We start from the raw sequence: 26,496 nt of genomic DNA, 5'->3' as shown, positions 1-26,496 counted from the left end.
AATAAAAATATGAACAATCCATCGACTGTTTCCATGCCAGGCGTGAGCCGCCGCGAATATTTCGGCTACTTCTCGTATGGCTTTGGACAATGCTTCTCGTACGGCCTGCTTGGCTCTTTCATCTTGTTTTTCTACACCGACATTCTTGGCATTTCGGCGCTGGCCGCGTCCACGATCTTTTTGATCGCGCGTGTCTGGGACGCCGTCAACGACCCGATGGTCGCCGGATTCATGGACACCCGCCGGACCAAGACCGGAAAGTTCAAAGGCTATTTGAAATTCGCGCCGCTGTTCGTCGTTATCAGCACGATCCTGTGCTTCTTCAAGCCGGATCTGGCAATGCAGTGGAAAGTGCTCTACGCCGCCATCACCTATATTTTATGGGGAACGGTGTACACGGTATCGGACATTCCGTTCTGGTCGATTTCCGCCGTGATCTCGGACGATCCGCAAAACCGCACCAACCTCGTCACAGCCGCCAACCTGGGTGTTTTCGCCGGCATCGGCATCGTCGGTTCGCTCGTGCCGCTGCTTGTCGGCTTGTTTGGAAAAGGCGATTTGGCCAATGGCTACTTTATGGCCGTTGTCGTCATCATGCTCATCGGCTACGGCTTCATGATGTTTGGCCACTCTACGATCAAGGAACGCGTCGAACCGTCCCAGGGTGAGAAAATCGCGATGAAGGACGTGTTTAAAAATCTGCTTGTGAACAAGCATTTGTTCAAAATGCTCGCCATCTTCTTTTTGAACTTGTTTATGAACATCGTCAACGGCATAATTTTGTACTTTTTCATCTACAACATGAAAAACGAAGGCTTGATGAGTGTTTACGGGCTGATGGGGACCGCGGCTGCGCTTGGCTTCTTCCTCATCCCGGCTTTGACGAAGCGGTTCCAGAAAAAGAAGATCCTGACCGGAATCATTCTGGCCGACATCGTCGTGCGCGTCGCCTTCTTCGTGATGGGTTATGAAAACGTTGGCGTCCTGCTCGTTATGCTCATGCTCACGCAGCTGTTCCACGCTTCGCTCGGTCCGGTCATGTCCAGCATGATTGCGGAGACGATCGAGTATTCCGAAGTGAAAACCGGAAAGCGTTGCGAAGCCATCACGTTTTCGGGCCAGACGTTTATGGGAAAACTATCGGCCGCTATCGCCGGCTCGCTGACCGGTTTGATTTTGATCGCGATCGGCTATGTGCCGGAAGCCCCGGTTCAATCCGAAACGACGCTCAACGGATTGTTTCTTGTCATTTCGCTTTTGCCAATCGCCGGCGGCTTGATTCGCCTCGCGATTCTCAAATTTTACACGTACGATGAAAAAGCGTACCGCGCCGACTTGCGGATTTTGGAAGAACGGCGCGCCCGGCTCGCCAGCGCGACGCAATAAACGACACAACCCGCCGACTTTTGCCGGCGGGTTTTCATTCTTCCCGTTTCTGATTGTGCAGCCGCTGGTTTTTCAACAGCTTGCGCTGGATGTCCCGCGCTTTCTCGCAGTCTTTTCGATACGCGTCGGTGTTGTGGTAGACCGGATTTTCCGACACGTAGTCCGCCAGAATTTGATCGTTCCACTGGATGCGCAGTCCCACATAGCCTTTCGGTTCGAACAAGGCATAGGCGGTCGTGCTCGTTCCCCCGCCAGCGATTTGATGAACAAACGGAGCGCTTTTCCCTTTCCACTTCGCGTCTTCGAACAACACGTCGACTTTCCTGACATCCGCGATGGAGTAAGGCTGGCCGTCCAGATAAAACACATCGTCTTTCGCTTTCATTGTGATTGTCATATTTTCCTTCTCCTTCTTTATTTCCATTTTACCTCTTTTCCAAAATATTTTGAACGCCGTAAAGACGCCTCTTAGGCGTTCTTTTTTGCGACTTGGATCTTTTTTCGGCTTTTTTGTATCGTTTTCCACCTTTACCCGAAAATGAATTGACAAGTTTTCTTGTCAAGCCTATGCTGAAAGTACAAAAGGGGGATCCATTATGAACAAAGAGGAAGTGCTGAAAAAAGCGAGAAAAGAAGGAAACAAGGAATATGAGAAAGAGGAACGAGGCCGCTACTCGGTTTTCCTGTCCGTCGTCGTTTTGATTGGACTGCAATGCGTTCTTCTCTTTTTGCGCGATCACGGAATGGATTGGGAAGCCACCTTGTTTGGTCAAGGCGTTTTAACCGTCGTTTGGTGCGGCTGGCCGCTCTGCCAGTTCATCCGCACAAGAAACAAGGAAAACCTTCTTTTGGTCGTCTTTGGTCTGGCGGCCTGGGGCATCCCGCTTTTATCCACATTCATGAAAGGAAGGTAACGACATGGAAAAAGAACGCGTTCTATATAAAGCGCAAGCCAAAGCCAATTTGGAATACGAGCAAGCGGTCGACGCCGGTTTTTACCGTCTTGCGTCCGGCTTCCTGTTCTGGATGGTCAACTGGGTCGGCGTCGCGCTCTGCAAGCAATACGGCCACATCGTTTTCGGCCTTCTTCTTTCCATCGGCATCTATTTGGCAGGCGGAACCGGATGGTGGCTTTATACGTATCGAAGATCCATGAACCGCAAGGCGTTTCGCTTGCTGGCGCTTTTAGCGCTTGGCTTTGTGATTCCGTGGATCGTTTCAGGAGAATTCGTATGAACACAACGAATAAAGACGACATTTTACGGCAGGCGCGCCTGGAAGGCGAAGACGATCTTAAAAAGGCGCAGGCGGACACAAAAGCAAAAAATCAGTTTTACATCCTCGTGGCTTTTTTGATGGTGCTTGGAATCCTGCTCGAGATAACCGGCATGGAAACCCTCGCCTACTGGGTTCTTTGGGTGCCGGGCATGATGGTCTGGGTCGTGATTCATCTATACCGCTTTTACAAGACGAAAGACATCCGTTTTATCGGATACGCGCTGCTTGGTTTTTTCCTTTTTGGCATCGACGGGCTTTCCACGCTGAAAAAATGGCTTGACGCCCTTTAAAGAAAGAGGGAATCGGTTCTCCCGATTTTTTCATAGCCCTCCATAACATAAAGTTATACAATAAAGCCAAAAGGAGGCTCTTATGGAATTTCGAACCGTTGCCTATTTTCTGGAAGTCGCGCAAAAAAAATCGTTCACGAAAGCCGCGCAAAGCCTGCACATTTCCCAGCCGGCCCTCAGCAAGCAAATCCGTCTGCTGGAAGAGGAGCTTGGCTGCGAACTTTTCGAGCGCAAGCCGCGATCCGTCGTCCTGACCGATCGGGGAAAGGCTTTTTTGGTGTGGGCGAAAAAGATCAACGCCATGACCGAAAATGTCCTGGAGGAATTTCAGCACTACGACGAGGAACTCCACGGCGTGCTGCGCCTCGGTCTGACTGAGCAGGCGCTTTCTTTTTTCGAACCCCCCTTGCAAAACTTTATGAGCCGCTATCCAAAAGTCCAAATCGAATTGCTGACGTTGCCATACGCCGGCATCCATGCGCGAATGCGTGCTGACAAGCTGTCGTTCGCCGCCTTCGTCGAACCATGCGATTTGGAGTCGTACGACTATTTCACACTGCCCGAAAAAAAGCCGTGGGGCGTCTTGATTCGCCGAAACTCCCCACTTGTCAAGGATCGGTTTCGCGTGGAGGATTTGCGCTCGATGCGCCTGGCCGTCCCGGACAGCCCGCTCTTCAAAAACAAGCTGTCGGGCTGGATCCACGACAACCAGCGCGCCCTGCCGATCGGGATGACGTACACTACGCTGGAAAGCTTGTACCCGCTCGTTCGAAGCGATTGTATCCTGTTGCTCGCTCTGGAACCCGGCGATTTGCCGGACGATCTCGTTTTCGTTCCGTTGTTTCCCCGGCTCGAATCCGGTGTCTGCATCACCTGGAACAAATACCGGCTGTTTTCCACGCCTGAGCAAAAATTCATGGATTTGTTTTCCGTACCTTAAATCGTACGAAAGAAAAAGGACTCGTCTTCAAGTCCTTTTCTTTCTGTCTTGCCGAAAAGCCCAAATCGCCAACAGGGCGATCGCGATTGTGCCTATGATCCATCCCGTCCAGCCAAAGCGTTCGAGCACCAGCTGGCAAACCGCGCTGCCGGCCATCGCGCCAAGACACGCCAGCACAAAGATTTTCTTTTTCGACATTAGCTTTCCCTCCGGTTTCCTTTTCTATATTTATTTTATCAAAGCTTGACCACAAAAAAAAGCGAGCCACAGAACTTGTCCTGTTCCCGCATTTTTTTGTCCTAATCGGTTTCTTCCAGCAGCTCCCGCGTGTCTTTCGCCAGCAAGTACGGATCCTCGCACTTCAACGTGTAAAATCCCAGCGTTCTTGCCGCCTCGATGTTTTCCGCCTTGTCGTCGATAAACAGGCATTCCGACGCGTCCAGCTCGTATTTTTGAAGAAGCGCTTTGTAGATGGCGAAATCCGGCTTGATTTTCCGTTCCTGATACGAGAAGATCCCGCCGTCGATGTCGCGGAACAAACCGTTTTCCTTCAAATACAAATAACAGTCTTCCGGAATGTTGGACAAGATGTACACCCCGAATCCCAGATCATGCAAATGCTGCATGAAATCCATATTTTCCTCGATCAAGTCGACATGGCGCACCCATTCCCGCATCAACTTTCTAATTTCTCCTTCAAGCTCTGGCGCCTGCAGCCGGCCAATCTCGATCATCTTCTCTTTTGTGAGCAGATTTTGGTCGTACTGATCCCACAAGGAAGAAAAGTAAATTCCCATCAGCTGTTCTTCCACGACGGAATCCTCGAATAGCTCGTTCAGCATCGTTTCCGGATCGAACGTGCACAACACATTTCCAATGTCCAATACTATATTCTTGATCATACTTCAATTATGCCGTGTTCCCCACCTAGAATCAACCCGTATTTGCGTCTTTACAAGACGAAAAGAAAAAGAGCGGCAATCGAAATCGCGTTCGCCAGAAGATGGGCGAGCGTGCTCATGACACAGTTGCTCGTTTTGTAGTAAATCATCGAGTAAATCAAGCTGTCGACAAAGACGCCTGCCACATCGTAGGCCACAAGCCAAAGATTTCCCGACGCCAAATGGCCAAAGGCGAACGCGAGAGAGGAAACGAGCATGCACAGCCAAAACGGAAAAAGCTTCATCCCTTTGCCAAGGAAAAAGCCCCGGTAGGCGATTTCCTCCCCAAACGCGCCAAGCGCCAGCTGGACAACCAGCCACAAGCCTTGATCAAACGACAAAAACGCGCTCGTTCTTCCGACCACATGGGTCGCGAACGCGCCGCCAAAAAGCCAGTTTCCAACGATCAGCGTAAGGATCCCTCTGACGCTTGGCAGCGCCATCCAAAGCAGCACATCCGGCTTTTTCAATTCCTTGCCAACGCCGCGAAACCGCAATCCCGATTCCGGATCCGGTGTTCTGGACACCGCTTCCGTCACAAAGAAAAACGCGATCCCTACAAAAACCGAATACCCGGCGATGTTGGATGCTGGAACGATCTTGGTCGCCGTCAGCGCGAGCATGAGCGCGATGCCGATTCGCACGATCGCCGCGCTTCCTTTCCTATTCCCCAATTCTTTCATTTTCTTCCTCCTGCGCCGCGAGCATGGCTCCTCGATAGGCGCGTTCCAAATGCGACTGGATTTGCGCTTCGTCGTAGTCCAGCTCGTTGTTAGCCAAAAGGCTCGCGTAACCATGCGCGAACAAGGAAATCGTCATAAAGATTTGTTTCGTTTGCGCCATGCTTGTTTTCATCGCGCCGTTCATCGCCAAAAGAACGGGCGCCAGCTCCCCGGAATCGACCATGTCGGGAAAACTCTTTTCCGCCACGAAACCGGATTGGAACAAAAACCGAAACAAATGGGCCTCCTCCTTGGCGAACCGGATGTAACGAAGGCCGATTCCCCGCAACACGTCTTTCGAAGAGGACGGCCCGCTCATCAAATATTCGGTATGAAACCGGTCCGCTTTGTTGTAAACGGCTTGTTTTAATTCCGCCATTGTCCCGAAATGGTACAGCACAGGCTGCGTGGAGCAATGTAGCGCCTGCGCGATCCTTCTTGCGTTGAGCTGTTCTGCGCCCGACTCGCGCGCGATGTGGAAAGCGGCCTCGACAATTCGCTCTTTTGTGATTTTTGGTTTGGGTGCCATTTTCCCTGCCTCCTAGCCTATAACGCTCGTTATATAACAAGCATTATAAATGGACTTTCCCGAAAAGAAAAGGGAAACCGCTTTCCAGGACCGCGTTTTCCCCCATCGTTTCCTATTTTGCCTGTAAATTCTTCGTGTCCTGCGTCTGGATCAGCACCCAGCCGCCGTTTTCGTCGTCAAGCTGGCCAAACACTTCGTCGCCATCCGACTCGCTTAAATTCACGATATTGGCTACTTGTCCCGTTTCCAACGTCCCGATCTTTTCTTTCGTGTCCAGCGCCTTGACGATCGTCACCGGTTTCTTCACTTCGTATTCGCCCGGATACAATCCGTATTGTTCCTGCACCAGCCGGTTTTCCATCATGATGGCGTCCTCGTCTTCCGCCTCGCCGGTGGCGCGCATGCCTTCCTTGACGTCGTCGAGCGCTTCGTCCGCCCGGTTTCCGGCTTCCACGTACACATCCGTCGTTTCTTCCTGGCCGGCTTGCGCCCCTTTTTTATTTCGGTTGAACTGAACTCCCATCGCGATGATGAGCACGAGTACGATCGCGGCCACCAGGACCAAAGTTTGTTTTTGTTTCATTCGATTACCTCTCGTTTCCCATTCATTATACGAACTTCGTTTCGCGACGTAAAAAAGGATGCCCTATAGCGGACATCCTCTTTCGTTTCTTTTATTCTTCCACGGCCATATCCAGCGACTGATTGAACAAGTCGTCCGCGGCCGAATCGTCCAGCAACGTCAAGTTGTCTTCGAGAACCGGAACCGCCTGGTTTTTCTCCTGGCTGTTTTGTCTTGCGATTTCTTCAAACTGCTCGTCGTGCGTTTCACGCGTACGCGCCAGACGCTTGTCGCGCAGCTCTTTCGCTTTCGCCGCGATGATCTCGTTTTGCGGACGATCGCCCTTGGCGCCCGTTCCGGCCGGAATGAGCTTGCCAATGATGACGTTTTCCTTCAAGCCGATCAAATGGTCGACTTTTCCTTTGATCGTCGCGTCCGTCAGCACCTTGGTCGTTTCCTGGAACGAGGCGGCCGACAGGAACGAATCGGTTTCCACCGACGCCTTCGAGATACCGAGCAGAACCGGCTTGAAAGTCGCCGGCGTCTTGCCGCTCAGCAACGCGTCGCGGTTGATCTTCGTAATATTGTTCAAAGAAAGCTGCACGCCCACGTTCAAATCCGTGTCGCCGCTGTCGATGACGATAACTTTTTTCATCATCTGCTTGATCATGACTTCCAAGTGCTTGTCGGAAATCTCGATACCTTGGCTCTGGTACACTTTCTTGACTTCTTTCAAAATATAGTCCTGCACTTCGCGCACACCCGCTACGCTCAACAGCTCTTTTGGATCGAGCGGTCCTTCCGTAATGGCCTGACCGGCTTCGATCGTAGCGCCAATCGTCACCCATGGACGGAGCGACTGGTTGGCGTTCAGCTTGTGAACGACGCTTTCGTGCTCGTTGGTAATGACGACTTCCTGGCGCATCGTGCCATCGACACGCTCGATGGATGTGATCTCGCCTGAAATTTGCGCGATGACCGCCACGCCTTTTGGATGACGTGCCTCGAACAGCTCCTCGACACGAGGAAGACCTTGCGTGATGTCACCGGTACCGGAACCGGCCACGCCGCCGGTATGGAACGTACGCATGGTCAGCTGGGTACCTGGCTCGCCAATGGATTGCGCTGCCATGATACCAACCGCTTCACCGACCTCGACGTCTTTACCCGTCGCCATGTTCTTTCCATAGCACTTGCGGCAAATACCCATCGTGGACTTGCACGTGAACGGCGAACGAATGTACATGCCCGTCACGCCCGCGTCGACGATTTTTTGCGCGATCGCGTCGGTAATGTATTCATCGCTCTCGATGATCATTTCCCCGGTTTCCGGATGCACGACATCCTGCTTCGAGTAGCGTCCGACCAGACGGTCTTTCAGCTCCTCGATGACCGTGTTCGTCTTGCGGTCGATCAGTGTTTCGACCCAGTATCCCTTGTCGGTGCCGCAGTCGTCTTCCTTGATGATGACATCTTGCGCGACGTCGACCAGACGACGCGTCAAGTAACCCGACTCGGCGGTTTTCAAAGCGGTATCCGTCAACCCTTTCCGCACACCGTGCGTACTTAAGAAGAACTCGGACACGTTCAGACCTTCACGGAAGCACGAATAAATCGGGACCTCGATAATGGAAGGGACGAACTCGCCATGGCGGGATTTACCATGACCCGGACGGGCCATCAATCCACGCATACCGGCCAGCTGGGTAAAGTTCTGCTTGTTACCACGGGCGCCGGACTCGCTCATCATGAAGATTGGGTTTTTCCGAGGCATGTTTGCCATCAGCTCGTCGGCGATGCCGTCTTTGACGTTATCCCACATCTTGTTCAGACGGGATTCCCATTCTGGCAGCGTCAGCAAGCCTTTTTGCTGCATCTTCTTCAGCGCGTCGGCTTTTTGACGTCCTTCCTCGACGTGCATTTCCTTGTTTGGCGCGACTTCGATATCGGAGAGCGCGACCGTGATTCCAGCCGTTGTGGAATACTTGAATCCCAGCGACTTGATCTGGTCCAGAATTTCAGCGGTTTCATCGACCGAATAGCGTTTGAACACTTCCGCGATGATGCTTCCTAAATCTTTTTTCTTGAACGCCGGCGTAATCGGCAGGTTCGCGACAAACTCCTTGATGTTTTCCCCCGGATGAATGAAATATTTATCCGGCGTCGCTTTGAAGTTTTCCGCGCTGACTTCGTTCAAATACGGGAAGTCGGCCGGGAACATGCCGTTGAAAATGACTTTTCCGACCGTCGTCGCCAAATAGTCGCCGGCGTGCGAAGCGTCGAAAGACGTCTTTTTCATGCCGCGTACCGGCATCGCGATGCGCGAGTGCAAATGCACTTGACCGATCTGGTAGGCGAGCCGCACTTCCTCTTCGTTGGCGTACACCGTGCCCTCGTTTTCGGCGAACCGTTTCCAGTTGGCCGCTTCCAAAGGACAGTTCGTTTCCTCGTAGCGTTTCGCCTCGTCCAAAAGCTCCTGCTTCGTTTCCTCCATCGTCAAATAGAAGTTTCCCATGACCATGTCCTGGCCTGGCGTAACGATTGGCTTGCCGTCTTTTGGCCCGAGGATGTTGTGCGAACCCAGCATCATAATGAGCGCTTCGGCGCGCGCCTCTTCGCCCAGTGGCACGTGGATGGCCATCTGGTCGCCGTCAAAGTCGGCGTTGAACGCTGTACAAACGAGCGGATGCAGACGCATCGCGCGACCTTCAACCAGCTTTGGCAGGAAGGCCTGGATTCCCAGACGGTGCAAAGTCGGCGCGCGGTTCATCAAAACCGGGTAGCCGTCGATGACTTTTTCCACCACGTCCCAGATGCGCGGATCGCGGCGCTCGATGAGTTTTTCGGCGTTTTTCGGGTTGGCGGCCAGTCCTTCGTTCACGATCTCGTTGATGATGAACGGATTGAACAAGTTGATCGCCATTTCACGCGGAATACCACATTGGTACATTTTCAAATCCGGTCCGACCGCGATAACGGAACGACCGGAGAAATCGACACGTTTACCGAGCAGGTTTTGACGGAAACGTCCCTGCTTTCCTTTCAAGGAGTGGGAAAGCGACTTCAAAGCGCGTCCGCCCGCTCCCGTGATTGGCTTGGAACGACGACCGTTGTCGATGAGGGCGTCCACCGCCTCCTGCAGCATACGCTTCTCGTTTTGCACGATGATGTTTGGCGTGCCCAGCTCGAGCAGCTTGCGCAGACGGTTGTTTCGCGTAATGACCCGGCGATACAAGTCGTTCAGGTCGCTTGTCGCGAACCGGCCGCCATCCAGCTGGAGCATTGGGCGCAAATCAGGCGGGATGACCGGAATGTTCGTCAGGATCATCCACTCCGGCTTGTTGTCGGAATGACGGAACGCGTTGATCGTGTCCAGACGCTTAATCAGCTTTTTACGCTTTTCGCCTTGCGCTTTCTCCAGCGCGGTCTGCACGTCGTCGTATTCCTTTTCCAGATCGACGTCCTTGAGCAGACGAAGCACGGCTTCGGCGCCGGTCTGGGCGGTAAAGCCCGACGCGCCGTAAATCGCCATGTTTTCCCGGTATTCGCGTTCCGACAGGATTTGCTTGTAAGCCAGACCCGAATCCTTTGGATCCGTCACGATGTAGCTGACGAAGTACACGACTTCCTCAAGCTGTTTTGGCGTGACGTCCAAAAGCAGAGCCATCCGGCTTGGAATACCGCGCAAATACCAGATATGCGCTACCGGCGCGGCCAGGGCGATGTGCCCCATCCGCTCCCGGCGAACGCTTGATTTCGTGATCTCCACTCCGCATCGGTCGCAGACCACGCCTTTGAAACGTACTTTTTTATATTTTCCGCACGCGCATTCCCAGTCCTTTGTCGGGCCAAAAATGCGTTCGCAGAACAAACCGTCCTTTTCCGCCTTCTGGGAACGATAGTTGATCGTCTCCGGCTTTGTGACTTCGCCGTGGGACCATTTCAAAATCGTTTCCGGACTGGCGAGCTGGACCTGGATCGAGGCAAAATTGTTGATACTCATTCTGGACTTACGCCTCCTCTTCTATGTTGTCTTCCACATCTTCGATTTCTTTTTCGTCGATTTGATCGGCTTCGTTGACATCTTCCGATGCCACGCTGTTGAGATCGACATCGTCGACATCCACATCAATGATGTCTTCTTTCGGTTCGATATCGTTTTCGAGCTTCTCGTTTTCCGGATGCTCGAACACTTCCGTTTCGTGAACGACGACGTGCTCGTCGTCATCGTTGGTGATATCCACTTCGTTTCCTTCCTTGTCCAAAAGACGCACGTCGATCGCAAGACCTTGCAGCTCGTGCATCAGGACGCGGAACGATTCAGGAATGCCTGGTTCCGGGATATCCTTGCCTTTGATAATGGCTTCGTATGTTTTGATACGGCCCTGGATGTCATCGGACTTGATCGTCAGAATCTCCTGAAGGGTATGGCTGGCGCCATAGGCTTCCAGAGCCCAAACCTCCATCTCTCCGAACCGTTGACCACCGTTTTGCGCTTTACCACCCAATGGCTGCTGCGTGACAAGCGAGTAAGGACCCGTGGCGCGGGCGTGCAGCTTGTCGTCAACCATGTGGGCCAGCTTGATCATGTACATGACGCCGACCGAGATCCGCTCGTCGAACGGCAGACCGGTCTGGCCGTCGCGCAATACTTGTTTTCCATCCTTGGTCATTTGCGCTTCCTGCATGATGGAAGCGAGTTCCTCGTTGGACACGCCGTCAAATACCGGCGTGGCGAATTTCTGATTCAGTTTTTTGGCGGCATATCCCAAGTGGATCTCGAGAATTTGCCCGATATTCATACGGCTTGGCACGCCGAACGGATTCAGGATGATGTCGATTGGCGTTCCATCCTGGGTAAACGGCATGTCCTCGATTGGCAAAATCTTGGAAATGACACCTTTGTTTCCGTGACGTCCGGACATTTTGTCGCCTTCGGAAATCTTACGCTTTTGCACGATGTACACTTTGACGCGCTCGTTGACTCCTGGCGGCAGATCCGATCCGTCGCCCCGTTTGAAGATGCGCACAGAATGCACGATGCCGGCGCCGCCATGTGGCACTTTCAGCGAGTTGTCGCGCACTTCGCGGGATTTCTCACCAAAGATGGCGAGCAGCAGCTTCTCTTCCGGCGAAACTTCGGATTGTCCCTTCGGCGTGACTTTTCCGACGAGAATGTCGCCTTCCTTCACTTCCGCGCCGACCATGATGATACCGTCCTTGTCGAGCTTGCGCACCGCGTTTTCCCCGACGTTTGGAATGTCGCGGGTAATTTCCTCCGGTCCAAGCTTCGTGTCGCGGCAGTCGATGTCATACTCTTCGATATGGATCGACGTGTACACATCGTCGCTGACCATGCGCTCCGACATGATGATGGCGTCCTCATAGTTGTAGCCATACCACGTCATGTACGCGATCGTCACGTTTTGACCGAGGGCGAGCTCGCCGTTTTCCATACTTGGTCCATCCGCCAAAATGTCGCCTTTTTTCACTTCCTCGCCCAGCTTCACGATTGGACGCTGGTTGATGGACGTGGAGGCGTTGCTGCGGGCGAACTTACGCAGCTGGTACGTGTGGGCGTCGCCGTTGCCGTCGGTCACGACGATCCGCAGCGAATCCACATACGTAATGACGCCGTCCTGCTTCGCGACGATGCCGACACCGGAATCTTTCGCGATCTTGTATTCGATTCCCGTTCCGACAAATGGCGAATGCGGAACGAGCAGAGGCACGGCCTGACGTTGCATGTTGGCACCCATCAAGGCGCGGGATGCGTCGTCGTTTTCCAGGAACGGCACGCAGGCGGTCGCTACCGAAACGATCTGTTTTGGCGAGACGTCGGCCAGTTCGACTTCGTCGCGGGCAACGATGATCGTGTCGCCGTTTTTCCGGGCGACGACACGGTCGTTGATGAGCCGGCCGTCGCGCACCTCGTTGGCCTGGGCGATGACATAGTCGGCTTCTTCGTCGGCGGACAGGTAAATGGCTTTTTCTTGTACCGTTCCATCTTTATTCACAATTCGATATGGCGTCTGGATGAAGCCATATTCGTTGATTTTCGCGTAGGTCGTCAAGTTCGAGATCAAACCGATGTTCGGACCTTCCGGCGTCTCGATTGGACAAATCCGGCCGTAGTGCGACGAGTGGACGTCACGCACTTCGAATCCGGCACGGTCCCGTGTCAGACCGCCAGGTCCCAAAGCCGAGATACGACGCTTGTTGGTCAGCTCGGCCAGCGGGTTTTGCTGGTCCATGAACTGCGACAGCTGGGAACTCGAGAAGAACTCCTTGATCGCGGCGGTCAGCGGACGAATGTTCGTCAGCTTTCTTGGCGTCAGGCTGTCGAGCTCCTGAATCGACATTCTTTCTTTCACGACGCGTTCCATGCGGGACAAACCAATCCGGAACTGGTTCTGGATCAATTCGCCAACCGCGCGGATGCGGCGGTTTCCAAGCATGTCGATATCGTCGGTTTCGCCAATGCCGTCCATGACATTCAAATCATAGCCGAAGAAGGCGTAGATGTCGGCCATCGTGATCGTGTGGCGCTCAGCAAACGGGTCGTTTCCGATGATCTTGACGATTTGCTCGTCTTTGTCGACGACTTCGACTTCCTGCAAAGCGGCGCCAATCAGCCAGGCGTTGACTTCCTCCTGGCCGACACGCTGCTGAAGCGCGAGCATCGCGGCGTCGTCCAGCCGATCCGGCGACACGCCAACCGTGTAGCGAGGTACGACAAGCTCGAACTCGTCGTCCATCAAATCGGCGCCATGGGCGTTGGTCAGCCGGCCCAGTGCGAACAGGCGCTGTCCGTAATTCATGACCGCCTGGAAGTTTTCCGGCGTAAGCGTCACTTTTTTCGCGACGATGCCGGCATAAATCTTCACGTCCTCTTTTTTGGCGCGGATCGCGTCCACATCGTTTTGTGTCAGTACCGTTCCCTGCTCGTAAAGCACGCCGTCGACTTCCACGTCGCGTGCCAGCACCCGGCCGACAAGCCCGGCGTTGTACGAGGTCGGAATCGTGACGATGTCCTCCTCGTGGAACTCGGAACGGAATGGATATGGATTCATGTATCCGCCTTTGGCCAGAACATCGCGCAGTTTGTTACGCTCGTCGCGGTGGACATGGGTTCCCTTTTCCATGACCACGTTGCCATCGACGTCCACGATGTCGTACGCCAGCGTGTTGTTCATCATCCGGGCGTACGCGTTCAGCTTTTTACGGAGTTTATAGCGGCCCGCCTTCGTCAGGTCGTAGCGGCGGTGATCGAAAAACTTGGCCTGCATGAGCGAGATGGAGCCGTCCAGCGTCGGGATCTCGTCGCTGCGCTGGTTTTCATAAAAAGAAAGCAGCGCCTCTTCGGTCGTTTTCACCTTGTCGTTGAGCAACGTGTTTTCGATTTCCTCGTATTTGCCGAAGAATCCGTTATAAAGCATCAAATACATGTTCATGTATTCGCGGTCTTCCTCATCCACGGCCGGATCTTCCACATGGCGTCCGATGGAAGCCAAAAACTTGGAAAGATCTTTCGTGTCGAACGCGTCCTCGTTTTTCTCGATGCCAAAGGACATGCCCAGCGCTTTGAAGAAAATCGAGAACAGGATCTTGCGGCGGCGGTCGATCGACACGTTGATTGTGCGTCCGGCCATCGTCTTTTTCTGCTCGGTCATGAATTCAAGCCAGGTACCGCGGCTCGGGATCAACTCGCAGTTGTAGTTTTGTTTACCGGTCTTTTCGTCGTATACTTCCGAAAAATACGCGCCTGGCGAGCGGACGATCTGGCTGACGATGACCCGCTCCGCACCATTGATGATGAAAGTTCCCGTTTCCGTCATCAGCGGGAAGTCGCCTAAATAAACCTCTTCCTGCTTTGTGCGCACTTCCCCGGTTTCCGGGTCCGTGATTTCCAGTTCCATGTCCGCATATAACGGTGCGGCATAGTTGCATTCTCTATACATTGATTCTTCCGCGTTATATTTTGGCTCGTCAAAATGATAACGAAGAAAATTCAGCTTAATATTTTTTCCGTAGTTTTCAATGGGATAAATCTCTTCGAAAACCTCCTGTATTCCATGTCGGGTAAACCATTCGAATGAATCGGTTTGGATTTCCACCAGATTTGGCAGCTCTAAATTTCCGCTTACTTTAGAGTAGTCTCGACGGGAGGATTTATTTCCACAAGAGACAATGCGATACGCTTTGTTGCTATCCATGTACGCCATCCTTTCGTTGTCTGTCTGCTTAAAACAGCCGATTTTTCAGACTATTATGCAATTTATTATATTAGCAACCCTTGTTACTTTTGTCAAATGAAACGTTGAATTTTTTGTGAAATTTCTATATACTATAAAGGATTTTTTTACGTTGGCGGATGGATTCCCGCTTTTTTTTTCGCCTTTTTCCATCAAAAGAGCGCATTTTTCACTCCCGGCGCCTTCAAAAAAAGCGGAAAGGATTGCTATTTCTCCCTTCCGCCTGGCTTGCCCCCCAAGCCTTCGTTTCCGCCCTTATTTCAAATGCTCGAACGCGATCTGGTTCGTGCGCATGACGCGGCTTTCCAGCTCCCGGGCCGAAAGCCGCGTGGCACCCTGGGCGAGAATCGAGTTTTGAATGAGCCCGTCGGACGTCGCCACGATAAGCGTGTACTTCTTTTTTAAATCGTGCACGAGCTTTTCAATGTAGGCGTCCGCCGTCTGCCCGTATTTGGTAAAGACTATATTCATCTTGCCACGATGCGCGTTGCGTCCGACGCTTTCCTTGCGCCGGTAGGCATCGAATACCACATACGCCTCGATATCCTTGTATCCCTGGTAGTTGGAAATGGCGTCAAGCAGCCGCTCCCGGGCCGAATCGTAATCCACCCGCGCCAGCTCCTTGAGCGAGGCCCAGCTGTAAATCATATTGTATCCGTCCACAATTAAACAAGTCGGCTTGCGCGGCTCGATTTTCACTTCCTCGAACGACAAGTCCGCCTTGACTTTCTTTTTCGGCTGGACTTGTTTTTCCTTTTGATTGCGCCCGCTTTGCATTTCGAACACGCGCCGGGCCTCCTCGTCGCCTACCTTGAAGCGCACGCTACGGTACGTCGTCTCGTTGTGCGTTTCGAGCGGATGCAAATGCATGTGCTCTTCCACTTCGTCCCACGGCACGAAATAGCCCGATCCTTGCGCGCAAAACACCGAGCCTGTCGGATGACGCAAATCGGCGTCCGGATCGTATCCCGCTTGTTCGACGAGCGATTCCTGCTCCGGGGATGGAGCGTAGGCGATGGAGCGCATCGTAAACCGGCCCCGCCCTTTGGATATGGCGTACAAGCTGCTCTGAAAGTTCATGAACAGCCGCACTGCGCCTTTCCCGGTGATGACGCTCATTTCCTCGTCGCTGTCGCCAATCGCAAATTCCGCCTTGTTTTGATCCAGCTCGTAAAGCACCCGCGACAAAGACGTCGTTGGCGTGCGGATTTCAAAATCGGCATACGGCTCCAAAAGAACGGATTTCGTTTTCCGCAAAGCGTGGCGAACCGCCCGCCGGGCCGCCTGCGCGAAGTCCTGGGCCGAGGTGTGCTTCAGGTTGCCTTTGGCGGCGATGAAGCGGATTTTGATGTCAGTCACAGGCGCTCCGGTCAGCACGCCTTTGTGGGCGTAGCGCAATGCGTTCAAAATTTGCTGCTGCCAGCCCAACGACAAATTCTCGATTTTGTTTTCGTTGACGATTTGGATCCCGCTGCCCGCCGGCAAAGGATCCAATACGACGTGGACTTCGGCATAGTGGCGCAGCGGTTCGAAATGGCCGACGCCATAGCTTTGAGAGGCGATGGTTTCTTTGAAAAGCACTTTTCCTTGCGTGAAGCCGACGCGGATGCCGGTGCCTTCCTCGATGCGTCGCTGCAGCACTTCTTTTTGGACTTCGCCCATGAGCGAAAGCGAGATCGTCTTGCTGCGCTCGTGGTAGGCCAGCTCCAGACCGGGATCGGATTTGGCTAGTTTTTCGCAAAACGGCCATATCGTCACGGCGTCGACGCCTTCGGGCAGCAGCAGTTCGTATTCCAGACAGGCGTTGAGCAGCGATTCTTTTTGATCGTTTTCAAAGCCGAGCCCCTGGCCGATTCGCAAAGACGGCGCTCCTTTTAAACCGACGATGTCACCTGCCGACGCTTGCTGGACCAGCGTGTACTTTTCGCCTTGATACGCGCGAATCTGGTCGATCTTCTCGCCTTCGACGACTTCCTTGGGACTTAGCGTCCCGCCAGTCATCTTGATGAAGGCGATGCCTTCCTCGTTGATTTTGAAGACGCGGGCGCCAAACTCTTTTGGATACGACGTTTCAAGGGTGTATGTGGTGATCGAGTCCAGCAGCGCCTCGATTCCTTCGTGCTTGAGGGCGCTGCCAAAATAAACGGGAAACCATTCCCGGCGGCAAAGCGCTTCCTGCAAAAGCGAAAGCGGAAGCGTTCCGTCTTCGGTGTAGTGTGTCAGCAGCTCGTCGTTGACCATCGCGAGTTTCTCTTCGCGGCCTTCCTCTTCCATGTCGATGCAGTTGGCGGACAAGCGGCGTTCCAGATCCGCCATCAAATCCTGCCGGCTTTGAAAGCTGATGTCCATTTTATTGACGAAAACCCATGTCGGGATCTTGTAGCGCTGCAAACAGTTCCAAATCGTTTCCGTGTGGGACTGCACCCCGTCCTGGGCGTTGATCAGCAAGATAGCCGCGTCCAGCACTTGCAAACTGCGTTCCATTTCCGTGGAGAAGTCAATGTGTCCTGGCGTGTCGATGACGAAGATCTCGTTTTCCTTCCAGGCAAACCGTGTTTGTTTAGCGTAAATCGTAATTTTCCGTTCCCGTTCCTGTCCGTCGTAGTCCAGCGCCGAATCCCGGTGGTCGACCCGCCCGGCTTTTTTGATCGTGTGGCTCTTGTACAACATGCTTTCGATGCATGTCGTCTTCCCGGCGTCGACATGGGCTAAAATGCCGATTGTGATTTTTTTCTTCAATTCCATCCACCTCCTGGCCTTCTGATTCGAACGAATGTTGAACGAATTAAAAATAGCACATTCGTCTTTTCAAAACTAGATTGTCTTTTATGAACAAAGCCCCATCAAGCGACGGGGCCTTCGTGTATCATGCGTGTTCGGGAAAGGTTTCGATCAAATGAATCGCTGTGTCATACATCTTTTCAGGCACATCGGTTTCTTCCAGCAGCTCGAAGCCCATCACCATTAAATCGCGGTATTTGGGATTCGTGCTTAAAAGAACCGGATCCGGATGGGAAACAAGCGTACGCAACTTTTCGCGTTTTTGAAAATAGGAAGCTTCCGCGTGGATGTGATCCAGCAAATCCGATAGTTTCCATCCAAGGTTCGTGTCGGTTTTGACCGCCTTGTGCACGATGTGGATGCCTTTGGCTTTCAGCGCGTCGTCGATTTTCTCAATCGTGTCGACAGGCACATCGCTAAAATACATAAAGATGTCGCGTTCGCCTTCCAGACAGGCTGTGGATTCCTCTTTTTGGATCAGCTCTTTCAGCGTCCGGTCGAGGTCTTCGTCCCCGAGTTCGACATACGGAACGTGCATTTGTTCCAGCACTTCGGCAACTTGGTCGCGTAGCGCGTATTGTTTTCCATAATATATCAGCACCATAACATTGTGTCCTTTCTTTGACAAATCAGAAGGTTTCATTTTAAAATGGCGAAAACGGAGGCCATATGAAAAAGATAACCATCTTCATACTAACATTAATTTTCGGATTCGGACTAACTGCATGCTCAAAGAACGCGCCAGCCGATCTCTCTCTTGAATTTTTCAACGCGCTTCACCATACGTTTCAAGCCGACTCCGCCCATGTCGAGTTCAATATCGTCATGAACGAGGACGACCCCAGTGAAATTCTAGCGAACCTTTATTTCGATCAAAAAAACCAACTCGCGCTCGCCGCGACGTCCAGCCTAAAAGCGGGCGGCCGGACCCAGGACAACTTCCTTGACTTTTACATCAAGGACGGAAAGACCTATTTAAACTCCATGGGGGTGAAAACGCAAAGCGTCATCGAAAAAATCGGGCTGAAGACCGATTCCAAGCTAACCAATCTGGATCCCTTTCTCGACATGACGGACGAAGAACTGAAACAAGTGTTCACCTCCGGGAAAAAAGAGGGCGACACGTATTCGTTCGACATCAACAAAGGCGAACTGGCCAAACTGCTTGACGCCTATGGCTCCGTCGATGTCGACCACGCCACATTGGAAGCGAAAATCAATGATGGCGTCGTAACCGATTTGCGCATTGACGCCGACCTTGCTCAAAAGATCGACGAGCACGCGCTGGATACGTCCATCGCCATTACGATTCGTGTGTCCGACTACGACAAGCTTTCCTCCATTCCGTTTCCGGACGATTTGGATACATACAAGATTGACGAATAAAACGACGGTTTTCGCCGTCGTTTTCTTTATTCAATCACCAGCGCTTCCTGGACGGTGTATCCGCCTTCCTCCAGCGCTTTTGTGATCGGGTCGATTTGCGTCGTATCGCTGCGAATGACCATGCTCGCCACGCCGTCTTGCGAAGCGTACACGCCAATGTTCGAAATGCTGACGGCCTGATCCGCGAAGATCTTGGAAATCTTTTCCAGCGCACCGACTTCGTCTTTCACTTCCAGCGTGATGCGCGATCCGGTATTTTCCCAGCCCAGCACGTTCAGGAAGCTCTTGAAAATATCGTTTTGCGTCAGGATCCCGACAACTTTTCCATCCCGGTCCGTGACGGGAAGACAGCCGATATCGTTTTGAAGCATTTTCTGCGCCGCCTCTTCCATCAATTCGTTTTCGCGAATCGAGATGACGTTTTTGATCATGACGGTTTTGACGTCGGTTTTCGAAAGCAGGTAGTTCAATTCGAAAATCGACAGCGATGTTGCCGAATTGTTGGCTCCGGCAATCATCCCTTCCGTAATCATGCCCGTCAGTTTCCCGTTGGCGTCCACGACAGGCAGACGATGAATATGCTTCGTATTCATCAAGTCGATGACCTTTGTGATCTTCTCATCCGGTTCGCACGTGATGACGTCCTTGGTCATAAAATCTTTTACTTTAAACATATTATCCTCCTAAATACGCTTTTTGGATTTCCGGCGATTCGATCAGGTCCTGCCCGGAACCGCTCAGCACGACGTTTCCGGTTTCCAGAACGTACGCGTAATCCGCGATCGACAACGCCATTTTCGCGTTTTGTTCCACAAGCAAAACGGTCGTGCCGGTCTGGTTGATTTCCTGAATGATCGAAAAAATTTCCTTGACCAGAATCGGCGCCAGTCCCATGCTTGGCTCATCGAGCAGCAAAAGCTTCGGCCTGGCCATCAAGGCGCGTCCCATCGCCAGCATTTGCTGCTCGCCACCCGACAACGTGGAGGCGTCCTGCCCTTTTCTCTGCTCCAAAATCGGAAACTGTTTGTAGATTTTTTGCAGATCCTCCTCGATTCCTTTTTTGTCTTTCCGCAAATAGGCGCCCATCATCAAATTCTCGTACACGGAAAGACCGGTAAAGATCCGCCGTCCTTCCGGCACCTGCGTCAATCCCTGGGCCACGATTTTTTGCGGAGAGGCTTTGTATATGTCGTTGCCAAGAAACATTACCTCGCCGCCGCTTTTTTTCACGATCCCGCTAATCGACTGAAGCAGCGTCGTCTTCCCCGCGCCGTTGGCGCCAATCAAAGAGACGATCTGTCCTTCTTCCACCGTTAGCGAAACGCCCTTGAGCGCCTCGATCATGCCATAGTGGACATGCAGATCCTTGACTTCAAGCATAGCCATACTAGATCTCCTCCCCTAAATACGCCTTGATGACGAACTCGTTGTTTTTGATTTCCTCCGGCGTGCCGTTGGCGATCATCTTGCCATAATCCAGCACGTAGATCCGTTCGCAAATATTCATGACCAGCGACATGTCGTGCTCGATCAAAATAACCGTCAAATGATATTTCTCCCGGATTTTATGAATCAGATTCGTCAAGTCCGCCGTTTCCTGCGGGTTCATGCCGGCGGCCGGTTCGTCCAAATACAAGATCTTGGGCTGAATCGCCAGCGCCCGCGCGATTTCCAAACGGCGCTGCTCGCCATACGGCAAGTTGGTCGCCAGCTCGTGCCGCTTGCCATACAAACCAACTTCTTTTAAATACTCCTCGGCTTTCTCACGCACCCAGCGCTCCTCCGAGTAAAATTTCGGCAGTCGCAAAATTGCGGTCATCGTTCCGTAACGAATGTTTCGCTGCATCGCCACCTGCACGTTTTCCAGCACTGTCATCGACTTGAACAGTCGTATGTTTTGGAATGTGCGGGCGACGCCATAGTCCGTGATCTTGTATGGCTTCAACCCGCCAATTTGCCGTTTCTTGCCATCCACATCCATTTCGATCAACCCTTCGCTTGGCTCGTACACGCCCGTCAGCAAGTTGAACAGCGTCGTCTTGCCCGCGCCGTTGGGTCCAATCAGCCCGATGAGCTCGCCAGGCATGATTTCCATCGAAACGTTGGAAACCGCGCAAAGGCCGCCAAAGTTTTTTGTCAGGTTTTTCACTTCAAGAACGGGTTCCATCAGCGTACCTCCTTCTTCGATTTGAACTTCTTCGCGATTTTGGACATCGAAAGCTCTTTGTTTCCAATCAAGCCATCCGGTTTAAAAATCATCATGATCACCAAAATCGCGCCGTAAATAATCATCCGGGCATCGGTGAAGTTTTGCAGCACCATATTGAGCAAGCCAATCGCGATGGCCGCCAGAACAGAGCTGGTCATGCTGCCCATGCCGCCAAACACGACCATTACCAAGATGTCAATCGACTTGTTGAAGGTGAACTGCGTCGGTTTGATCACATAGAAGTTGCACGCGAACAGCGCGCCAGCCGCGCTGGCCAGCAGCGCCCCGATCACAAACGCGATGACCTTGTATTTCGTCGTGTTGATTCCCATCGCCTCGGCCGCGATTTCATCTTCGCGCACCGCGATGCACGCCCGACCCGGCGCCGACCTTGTGAAGTTGCAGCAAATCACGATCGTGGCCACCACACCAAGCATAAGCAATGGCCACGTCGTCAACGGCGGGATGCCGCTCAAGCCGGCCGCGCCATTGGTGATTTTCATGTTTTGCACAAGGATCCGGATGATTTCGGCAAACCCCAGCGTCGCAATCGCCAAATAGTCGCCTTTCAGCCGCAATGTCGGCACGGAAACGATCAAAGCCGCGATCGCGGAAATGACGAATCCGACAATCAAACCAAGCAGCAGACCAAAGTAATTGGGCATCATTTTCGTAATGACACCCGCGCTGTAAGCGCCAATGCACATAAATCCGGCGTGTCCAAGCGAGAACTGGCCGCAAATCCCGATCACAAGATTGAGCGAAACCGCCAGCATGATGTTGATACAAATGTTGAACAACGTGATTTTATAGTAGGAGTTGATAATGCCAACCGACATCATCAAAGACAGCACAAGATATAAAACGACGATCGAAACGATCCACATCAAATTGACTTTGTTAAAAATACCTTTCGACATGGCCTACACCTTCTCTCTTTGATTTTTTCCGAGCAGTCCGGCCGGTTTTACAATCAGCACGACAATCAAGATCGCGTAGACGATCGCGTCGCGGTACAACGAACTGCCATACGCGACGACCATCGTTTCCGCCATTCCGATAAACAAACCGCCGATCAAGGCGCCGGGAATGCTTCCGATACCACCGAAAACAGCCGCGACGAACGCCTTCAGTCCAGGAACCATTCCCATAAGCGGGTTGATGGAATTGTAGTAAATTCCAACCAGGATGCCGCCCGCGCCGGCCAGAGCCGATCCAATCAGGAATGTGAACGAAATCGTGGTGTCGACGCTGATTCCCATCAGCTGCGCCGCGTTCTCGTCCGTGCTGACCGCGCGCATCGCCCGGCCGATTTTCGTCTTTTGAATAATAAACTGCAAAATAATCATCAAAACGATGGTAATCACAAAAATATAAATTTGCTGGGTCGTGATTTTGATTGGCCCCAAATTAAACGAAGCGTTGGACAACAGCTGCGGATACGTCCGCTTTTCCGTGCCCATGAAATAGGCGGTCGTGTACTCGATCACGTACGAAACACCGATCGCCGTGATCAGGGCGGTAATCCGCGGGGCGTGCCGCAGCGGCCGGTACGCGATTCGCTCGATCAAAACGCCCAGCACACCGCAGACGACCATACAAGTAATCAGGGCTGGAAAAAAGCCGAACCCGAAATACGTCGTCACGATGAAGGCGACATACGCGCCGATCATGTACACGTCGCCATGGGCGAAGTTGATGAGTTTGATGATGCCGTACACCATGGTGTATCCTAGCGCCACCAGCGCGTAAATGCTGCCAAGCGACAATCCATTGACGACTTGTTGAAGAAATTGGCTCATTTTATCACTCTCTTTCTAAATTGGAAAAAAGGGGAAATCGCTTTCCCCTTTCAACTCGCAAAGGTTGATTAGTCGACTGTGACTTCCGTTGCTTCCGTCTGCACGCCATCGACCTGGTTCACGACCATGACGCTCTTGACCGGCGTATGGGTCGCCTCGTCAAATGTGAAAGATCCGGTAATGCCGGAGAATTCCGCCTTTTTGATGGCTTCGTTCAGTTCCGCGCCCGTCTTTCCTGTCGCTTCCAGCTCGTCGAGAACGAGGTTGGTCGCGTCGTAAGCCAGCGCGGAGAACATATTCGGCGTTTCATCGTATTTCGCTTTGTACGCTTCGATGAACGCGTTCAATTCGTCGGAGGCGTCCACGGTCGTGTACGCCGTCGTATACCATACTTGATTCAGATTTTCCTTGCCGGCCAGCTCGGAAAGCACTTCCGACTCAAAGCCGTCCGCGCCCACAATCGGGCAGTCGATTCCATCGGTACGCGCCTGTTTGATGATCAGACCCGCCTCGGAATAGTACCCCGCGATGTAGAGGACGTCGAAATCCTTGCTTTTCATGGATGTCAGCATCGAAGCGAAATCGGTGTCGCCCGCGTTGTATTGTTCATGGGCAACGACTTCTCCGCCATGCTCTTTAAACGTTTCTTCAAACTGGTTGGCCAGTCCCTGACCATAATCCGATGTTTCGTTGATAATAGCCGCCTTTTTACAGTTGAGGGTGTCGGCCGCGTAAATCGCCATCGCGGCGCCCTGATACGAATCTTCGAAGCAAACGCGCCAAGCGTATTCGTAGGCGTTGTCCCCGTTCATCATCGCGTTCACCTGCGTCGCGCTCGGCGAAATAACCGGCACGCTGTTTTCATCCGCCACGGCGTATGTCGCGATCGAAGCGCCCGAAGTCGCCGGTCCGACGATAGCCGCTACGCCATCTTCCGTGCAAAGCTTCACGGCCTGCGTCGTACTTTCGGCCGCGTCGCCTTTGTCGTCGACTTCCACGCCTTCCGCTTTGAATTTCGTATCCGTCCGCGCGTTGTATTGTTCAATCGCAAGCTGCGCCGCGTTGCGCTCCGCCTGCCCGTAGCTGGACACATCCCCGCTCAACTCGAAGTTCAAGCCAATTTTGACGGTATCCCCTTCATTCAGTGTTTTTCCTTCGGCACCGCCGGCATTCCCGGAACCGGCGGAACATCCGGCCAGCATGGATGCGGCCATGGCACCAGAGGCCAGTACTTTCCACATGTTACCTTTCATAATTGTATGTCTCCTCCCATAATATGTCATAATGATACCCAAACCTTCACATAAAATCAAGAAAATTTTCATTCTTTTTCATCCATCCATGAAAACCGTTTTCAACCTTACAAATCGCTTAGGACAAAGTATAATGGTGGAAGTGGAGAAATCAAAACTATGCAAAGTATTAAAGAAATTTTCAAAATCGGCCCCGGACCAAGCTCCTCTCACACGTTTGGCCCGATGCGCGCCAGCGAATACATCAAACAAACCTATCCCAATGCGACCGAGGTCCGGGTGACGCTCTACGGATCGCTCGCCTTGACAGGACGCGGCCATTTAACGGATATGATTATCAAAAAAACGCTGAAACCGCTTCCGGTTTCTATCGTGTTCGACATCAAAAGTCCTGTGCAGCATCCAAATACGATGCGCTTCGACGTCTTCGAAAACGGCAAGGCTTGCGCCAGCCACACCTTCGTGTCCATTGGCGGCGGCAAAATTGAACGTGATGGCGAAAAAGCGCTGGATGGCGACAACATCTATCCGCAGACGACGATGGACGAGATTCACGCCTACTGCAAAAAACACCATCTCGGCTTTGACGAGTACGTCGATCAAACCGAAGGAAAAGACTTTGACACGTACATGAAGGCGATTTTCAGCGCCATGATCAAAAGCGTAAAAAAAGGACTGTCAAAAACCGGCGTGCTGCCTGGCTCCCTTCAGCTTGACCGTGTCGCCAGCGCCTTGAACCAGTCCGCGAAAAGCTGCGACGACATCACGGAGCAAAACGCCCTTCTTCTAGCAAGCTACGCCTACGCGGCCAGCGAGCAAAACGCCAGCGGTGGAACCGTGGTCACAGCGCCGACGATGGGCAGCTGCGGAGTGCTCCCCGCCCTTGTCTACCACTACTACTACGACTTGGAGTATCCAAAAGGGAAAATCATCAAGGGCTTGAAAGTCGCCGGGCTGATTGGCAATTTGATCCAGTACAACGCGACAATTTCGGGAGCCAAAGCCGGCTGCCAGGCTGAAGTTGGCGCCGCCTGTTCCATGGGAGCGGCCATGATCGCCTTTTTGCAAGGACAAACCAACTCCCAAATCGAATGCGCCGCGGAAATCGGCCTGGAACACCATCTTGGCCTCACTTGCGATCCGGTCGGAGGCTATGTGATGATTCCTTGCATTGAGCGCAACGCGGTGGCGGCGCAACGTTCGATCGACGCGGCCAGACTGGCGAAATATTTACGGAATGTCAAAAAAAACCGGGTCAGCTTCGACATGGTTGTGCAAACAATGAATTTAACTGGAAAAAAGCTTCCAATCGAGTTGAAGGAAAGCGCCCTTGGCGGACTTGCGATCGTCGTTCCGGAACATCGAACACAAAAATAAAAGAAAAAACGAAAGAACACAGGACGTGGATCCGTCCAAAGCTCTTTCGTTTTCTTTTTCTACTTTTTTAAATAATCCGCCAGGCTTTTTCCCTGCCAAATGCGGATTCCCATTTCGTTGTACATGTTGCTGATGCCGGCATACAGAGCCGTCAAGGCAAACACAAACAAGCACCACGCGCCGATCACCCGCCAGGAAGGCTGGGCCAGCAGCATGGATAACGACGAAAATAAAAAGCCGAGCACAACGCTCAAATGGGAAACAAGCTGATAAAGCGGCTTTTTTGTCAAAAGCGGCAAAAAGCACGCCATGTAAATCGCGCCGACCAAAAGCACGACGCTGCTAATCCAGGGATGGAACACCAAATGGTTTTGATGGGCGACCACGGAAACGATTTGGGTGATACCGCCCGAAAAGCCAAGAATAACGGACAAAATCAAGTTGATGTTTCCTTGCTGGTCACCACGAATCAAATTTAAAATGCTGCCGGCAAACGCGGCCGCGCCCAGTGAAATTTCCAAAATTCCCATCGTGATGGCGGAATCGTTTGGCACTTTCACGAGAACGCCCAGCCACGTAAAGAGGGCGAACATCGCGAAAATAAATTGTAAAGCCGGCTGGGGATCCAGCAGGACCTTTTTGTTTTCCTCCTTCGACGAATTGTTCATTGCACATCATCTCCTGATTCTATTTAAACAAAAAGAAAAACAGCTTTCATTCCATATGCCAATAAAAAAAACCTCGCCAGCGGCAAGGTGGTCGTTCGATCTCTCAAAACCAGAAAC

At 52.5% G+C, this 26,496-nt stretch carries 24 protein-coding genes; 7 read left to right on the top strand and 17 right to left on the bottom strand.

Going from position 1 to position 26,496, the window contains the following annotated elements; all coding sequences use genetic code 11:
* Nucleotides 1–9: 9 nt before the first annotated feature.
* A complete protein-coding gene (locus tag E5336_RS10345) occupies nucleotides 10–1,386 on the top strand; it encodes an MFS transporter (RefSeq protein WP_135981042.1) in 1,377 nt (458 codons plus the stop codon).
* A 34-nt stretch (nucleotides 1,387–1,420) separates the two neighbouring features.
* Here E5336_RS10345 and E5336_RS10340 read toward each other — a convergent pair whose 3' ends face one another.
* Nucleotides 1,421–1,783 carry a hypothetical protein gene (locus tag E5336_RS10340; RefSeq protein WP_135981041.1) on the bottom strand — a complete coding sequence of 121 codons (363 nt, stop codon included), beginning with the start codon at nucleotides 1,781–1,783 and terminating at the stop codon, nucleotides 1,421–1,423.
* 199 nt (nucleotides 1,784–1,982) lie between these two features.
* Here E5336_RS10340 and E5336_RS10335 point away from each other — a divergent pair, with 199 nt between their 5' ends.
* The 4 genes from E5336_RS10335 to E5336_RS10320 all read left to right on the top strand — a co-directional run bounded on the left by E5336_RS10335 (nucleotide 1,983) and on the right by E5336_RS10320 (nucleotide 3,894).
* Entirely contained in the window at nucleotides 1,983–2,300 is a 318-nt protein-coding gene (locus E5336_RS10335) for a DUF6442 family protein (protein WP_135981040.1), read from the top strand.
* A 4-nt stretch (nucleotides 2,301–2,304) separates the two neighbouring features.
* A complete protein-coding gene (locus E5336_RS10330) occupies nucleotides 2,305–2,622 on the top strand; it encodes a hypothetical protein (RefSeq protein ID WP_135981039.1) in 318 nt (105 codons plus the stop codon).
* Complete coding sequence (locus E5336_RS10325; RefSeq protein ID WP_135981038.1) at nucleotides 2,619–2,954, top strand: DUF6442 family protein; 336 nt, start codon at nucleotides 2,619–2,621, stop codon at nucleotides 2,952–2,954. Before E5336_RS10330 ends, E5336_RS10325 begins: the two co-directional genes overlap by 4 nt.
* Before the next feature lie 82 nt (nucleotides 2,955–3,036).
* Entirely contained in the window at nucleotides 3,037–3,894 is an 858-nt protein-coding gene (locus tag E5336_RS10320) for a LysR family transcriptional regulator (RefSeq protein ID WP_135981037.1), read from the top strand.
* A gap of 27 nt (nucleotides 3,895–3,921) precedes the next feature.
* On the opposite strand, the gene E5336_RS12460 is transcribed toward E5336_RS10320, so the two are convergent.
* From E5336_RS12460 to E5336_RS10280, 9 genes are all read right to left on the bottom strand, one after another.
* Nucleotides 3,922–4,092 (bottom strand): hypothetical protein, encoded by a 171-nt coding sequence (locus tag E5336_RS12460; RefSeq protein ID WP_168353640.1) that lies wholly within the window; start codon nucleotides 4,090–4,092, stop codon nucleotides 3,922–3,924.
* Nucleotides 4,093–4,193: 101 nt separating this feature from the next.
* Nucleotides 4,194–4,796, bottom strand: a complete 603-nt coding sequence (locus tag E5336_RS10315; RefSeq protein WP_135981036.1) for an HAD family hydrolase — start codon at nucleotides 4,794–4,796, stop codon at nucleotides 4,194–4,196.
* 50 nt (nucleotides 4,797–4,846) lie between these two features.
* Nucleotides 4,847–5,518 (bottom strand): CPBP family intramembrane glutamic endopeptidase, encoded by a 672-nt coding sequence (locus tag E5336_RS10310; protein ID WP_135981035.1) that lies wholly within the window; start codon nucleotides 5,516–5,518, stop codon nucleotides 4,847–4,849.
* Nucleotides 5,499–6,086, bottom strand: coding sequence for a TetR/AcrR family transcriptional regulator (locus E5336_RS10305; RefSeq protein WP_135981034.1), 588 nt, complete (start codon nucleotides 6,084–6,086; stop codon nucleotides 5,499–5,501). Before E5336_RS10305 ends, E5336_RS10310 begins: the two co-directional genes overlap by 20 nt.
* A gap of 112 nt (nucleotides 6,087–6,198) precedes the next feature.
* Nucleotides 6,199–6,669 carry a hypothetical protein gene (locus E5336_RS10300; protein WP_135981033.1) on the bottom strand — a complete coding sequence of 157 codons (471 nt, stop codon included), beginning with the start codon at nucleotides 6,667–6,669 and terminating at the stop codon, nucleotides 6,199–6,201.
* Between the two features lie 91 nt (nucleotides 6,670–6,760).
* On the bottom strand, nucleotides 6,761–10,651 hold the full coding sequence (gene rpoC / locus E5336_RS10295; RefSeq protein ID WP_135981032.1) for a DNA-directed RNA polymerase subunit beta': 3,891 nt from the start codon (nucleotides 10,649–10,651) through the stop codon (nucleotides 6,761–6,763).
* Between the two features lie 7 nt (nucleotides 10,652–10,658).
* Entirely contained in the window at nucleotides 10,659–14,864 is a 4,206-nt protein-coding gene (gene rpoB / locus E5336_RS10290; protein WP_135981059.1) for a DNA-directed RNA polymerase subunit beta, read from the bottom strand.
* Nucleotides 14,865–15,158: 294 nt separating this feature from the next.
* The gene (locus tag E5336_RS10285; protein WP_135981031.1) at nucleotides 15,159–17,648 is read right to left on the bottom strand and encodes a translation factor GTPase family protein; all 2,490 of its coding nucleotides are present in this window, start codon (nucleotides 17,646–17,648) and stop codon (nucleotides 15,159–15,161) included.
* A gap of 121 nt (nucleotides 17,649–17,769) precedes the next feature.
* Complete coding sequence (locus E5336_RS10280) at nucleotides 17,770–18,288, bottom strand: DUF3783 domain-containing protein (protein WP_168353639.1); 519 nt, start codon at nucleotides 18,286–18,288, stop codon at nucleotides 17,770–17,772.
* A gap of 65 nt (nucleotides 18,289–18,353) precedes the next feature.
* Here E5336_RS10280 and E5336_RS10275 point away from each other — a divergent pair, with 65 nt between their 5' ends.
* The gene (locus tag E5336_RS10275) at nucleotides 18,354–19,070 is read left to right on the top strand and encodes a hypothetical protein (protein ID WP_135981029.1); all 717 of its coding nucleotides are present in this window, start codon (nucleotides 18,354–18,356) and stop codon (nucleotides 19,068–19,070) included.
* Nucleotides 19,071–19,096: 26 nt separating this feature from the next.
* On the opposite strand, the gene E5336_RS10270 is transcribed toward E5336_RS10275, so the two are convergent.
* From E5336_RS10270 to E5336_RS10245, 6 genes are all read right to left on the bottom strand, one after another.
* The gene (locus E5336_RS10270) at nucleotides 19,097–19,744 is read right to left on the bottom strand and encodes a CBS and ACT domain-containing protein (protein ID WP_135981028.1); all 648 of its coding nucleotides are present in this window, start codon (nucleotides 19,742–19,744) and stop codon (nucleotides 19,097–19,099) included.
* Between the two features lies 1 nt (nucleotide 19,745).
* Nucleotides 19,746–20,450 (bottom strand): ABC transporter ATP-binding protein, encoded by a 705-nt coding sequence (locus E5336_RS10265; RefSeq protein ID WP_135981058.1) that lies wholly within the window; start codon nucleotides 20,448–20,450, stop codon nucleotides 19,746–19,748.
* A 7-nt stretch (nucleotides 20,451–20,457) separates the two neighbouring features.
* Complete coding sequence (locus tag E5336_RS10260; protein ID WP_135981027.1) at nucleotides 20,458–21,237, bottom strand: ABC transporter ATP-binding protein; 780 nt, start codon at nucleotides 21,235–21,237, stop codon at nucleotides 20,458–20,460.
* Complete coding sequence (locus E5336_RS10255) at nucleotides 21,237–22,199, bottom strand: branched-chain amino acid ABC transporter permease (RefSeq protein ID WP_135981026.1); 963 nt, start codon at nucleotides 22,197–22,199, stop codon at nucleotides 21,237–21,239. Before E5336_RS10255 ends, E5336_RS10260 begins: the two co-directional genes overlap by 1 nt.
* Before the next feature lie 3 nt (nucleotides 22,200–22,202).
* Nucleotides 22,203–23,081 carry a branched-chain amino acid ABC transporter permease gene (locus E5336_RS10250; RefSeq protein ID WP_135981025.1) on the bottom strand — a complete coding sequence of 293 codons (879 nt, stop codon included), beginning with the start codon at nucleotides 23,079–23,081 and terminating at the stop codon, nucleotides 22,203–22,205.
* 68 nt (nucleotides 23,082–23,149) lie between these two features.
* Complete coding sequence (locus tag E5336_RS10245; RefSeq protein ID WP_135981024.1) at nucleotides 23,150–24,334, bottom strand: ABC transporter substrate-binding protein; 1,185 nt, start codon at nucleotides 24,332–24,334, stop codon at nucleotides 23,150–23,152.
* A gap of 159 nt (nucleotides 24,335–24,493) precedes the next feature.
* Here E5336_RS10245 and E5336_RS10240 point away from each other — a divergent pair, with 159 nt between their 5' ends.
* Nucleotides 24,494–25,711: an L-serine ammonia-lyase, iron-sulfur-dependent, subunit alpha gene (locus E5336_RS10240; protein ID WP_135981023.1), complete on the top strand. Its 1,218-nt coding sequence runs from the start codon at nucleotides 24,494–24,496 to the stop codon at nucleotides 25,709–25,711.
* A 59-nt stretch (nucleotides 25,712–25,770) separates the two neighbouring features.
* Here the strand turns inward: E5336_RS10240 and E5336_RS10235 are convergent, their stop codons facing one another.
* Nucleotides 25,771–26,379, bottom strand: coding sequence for a hypothetical protein (locus E5336_RS10235; protein WP_135981022.1), 609 nt, complete (start codon nucleotides 26,377–26,379; stop codon nucleotides 25,771–25,773).
* Nucleotides 26,380–26,496: the final 117 nt, after the last annotated feature.

The organism is Dubosiella muris, from assembly GCF_004793885.1.
Lineage (GTDB): Bacteria > Bacillota_I > Bacilli_A > Erysipelotrichales > Erysipelotrichaceae > Dubosiella > Dubosiella muris.
The sequence above is the reverse complement of the archived record's forward strand: the minus strand, read 5'-3'. Positions and strand labels throughout refer to the sequence as shown.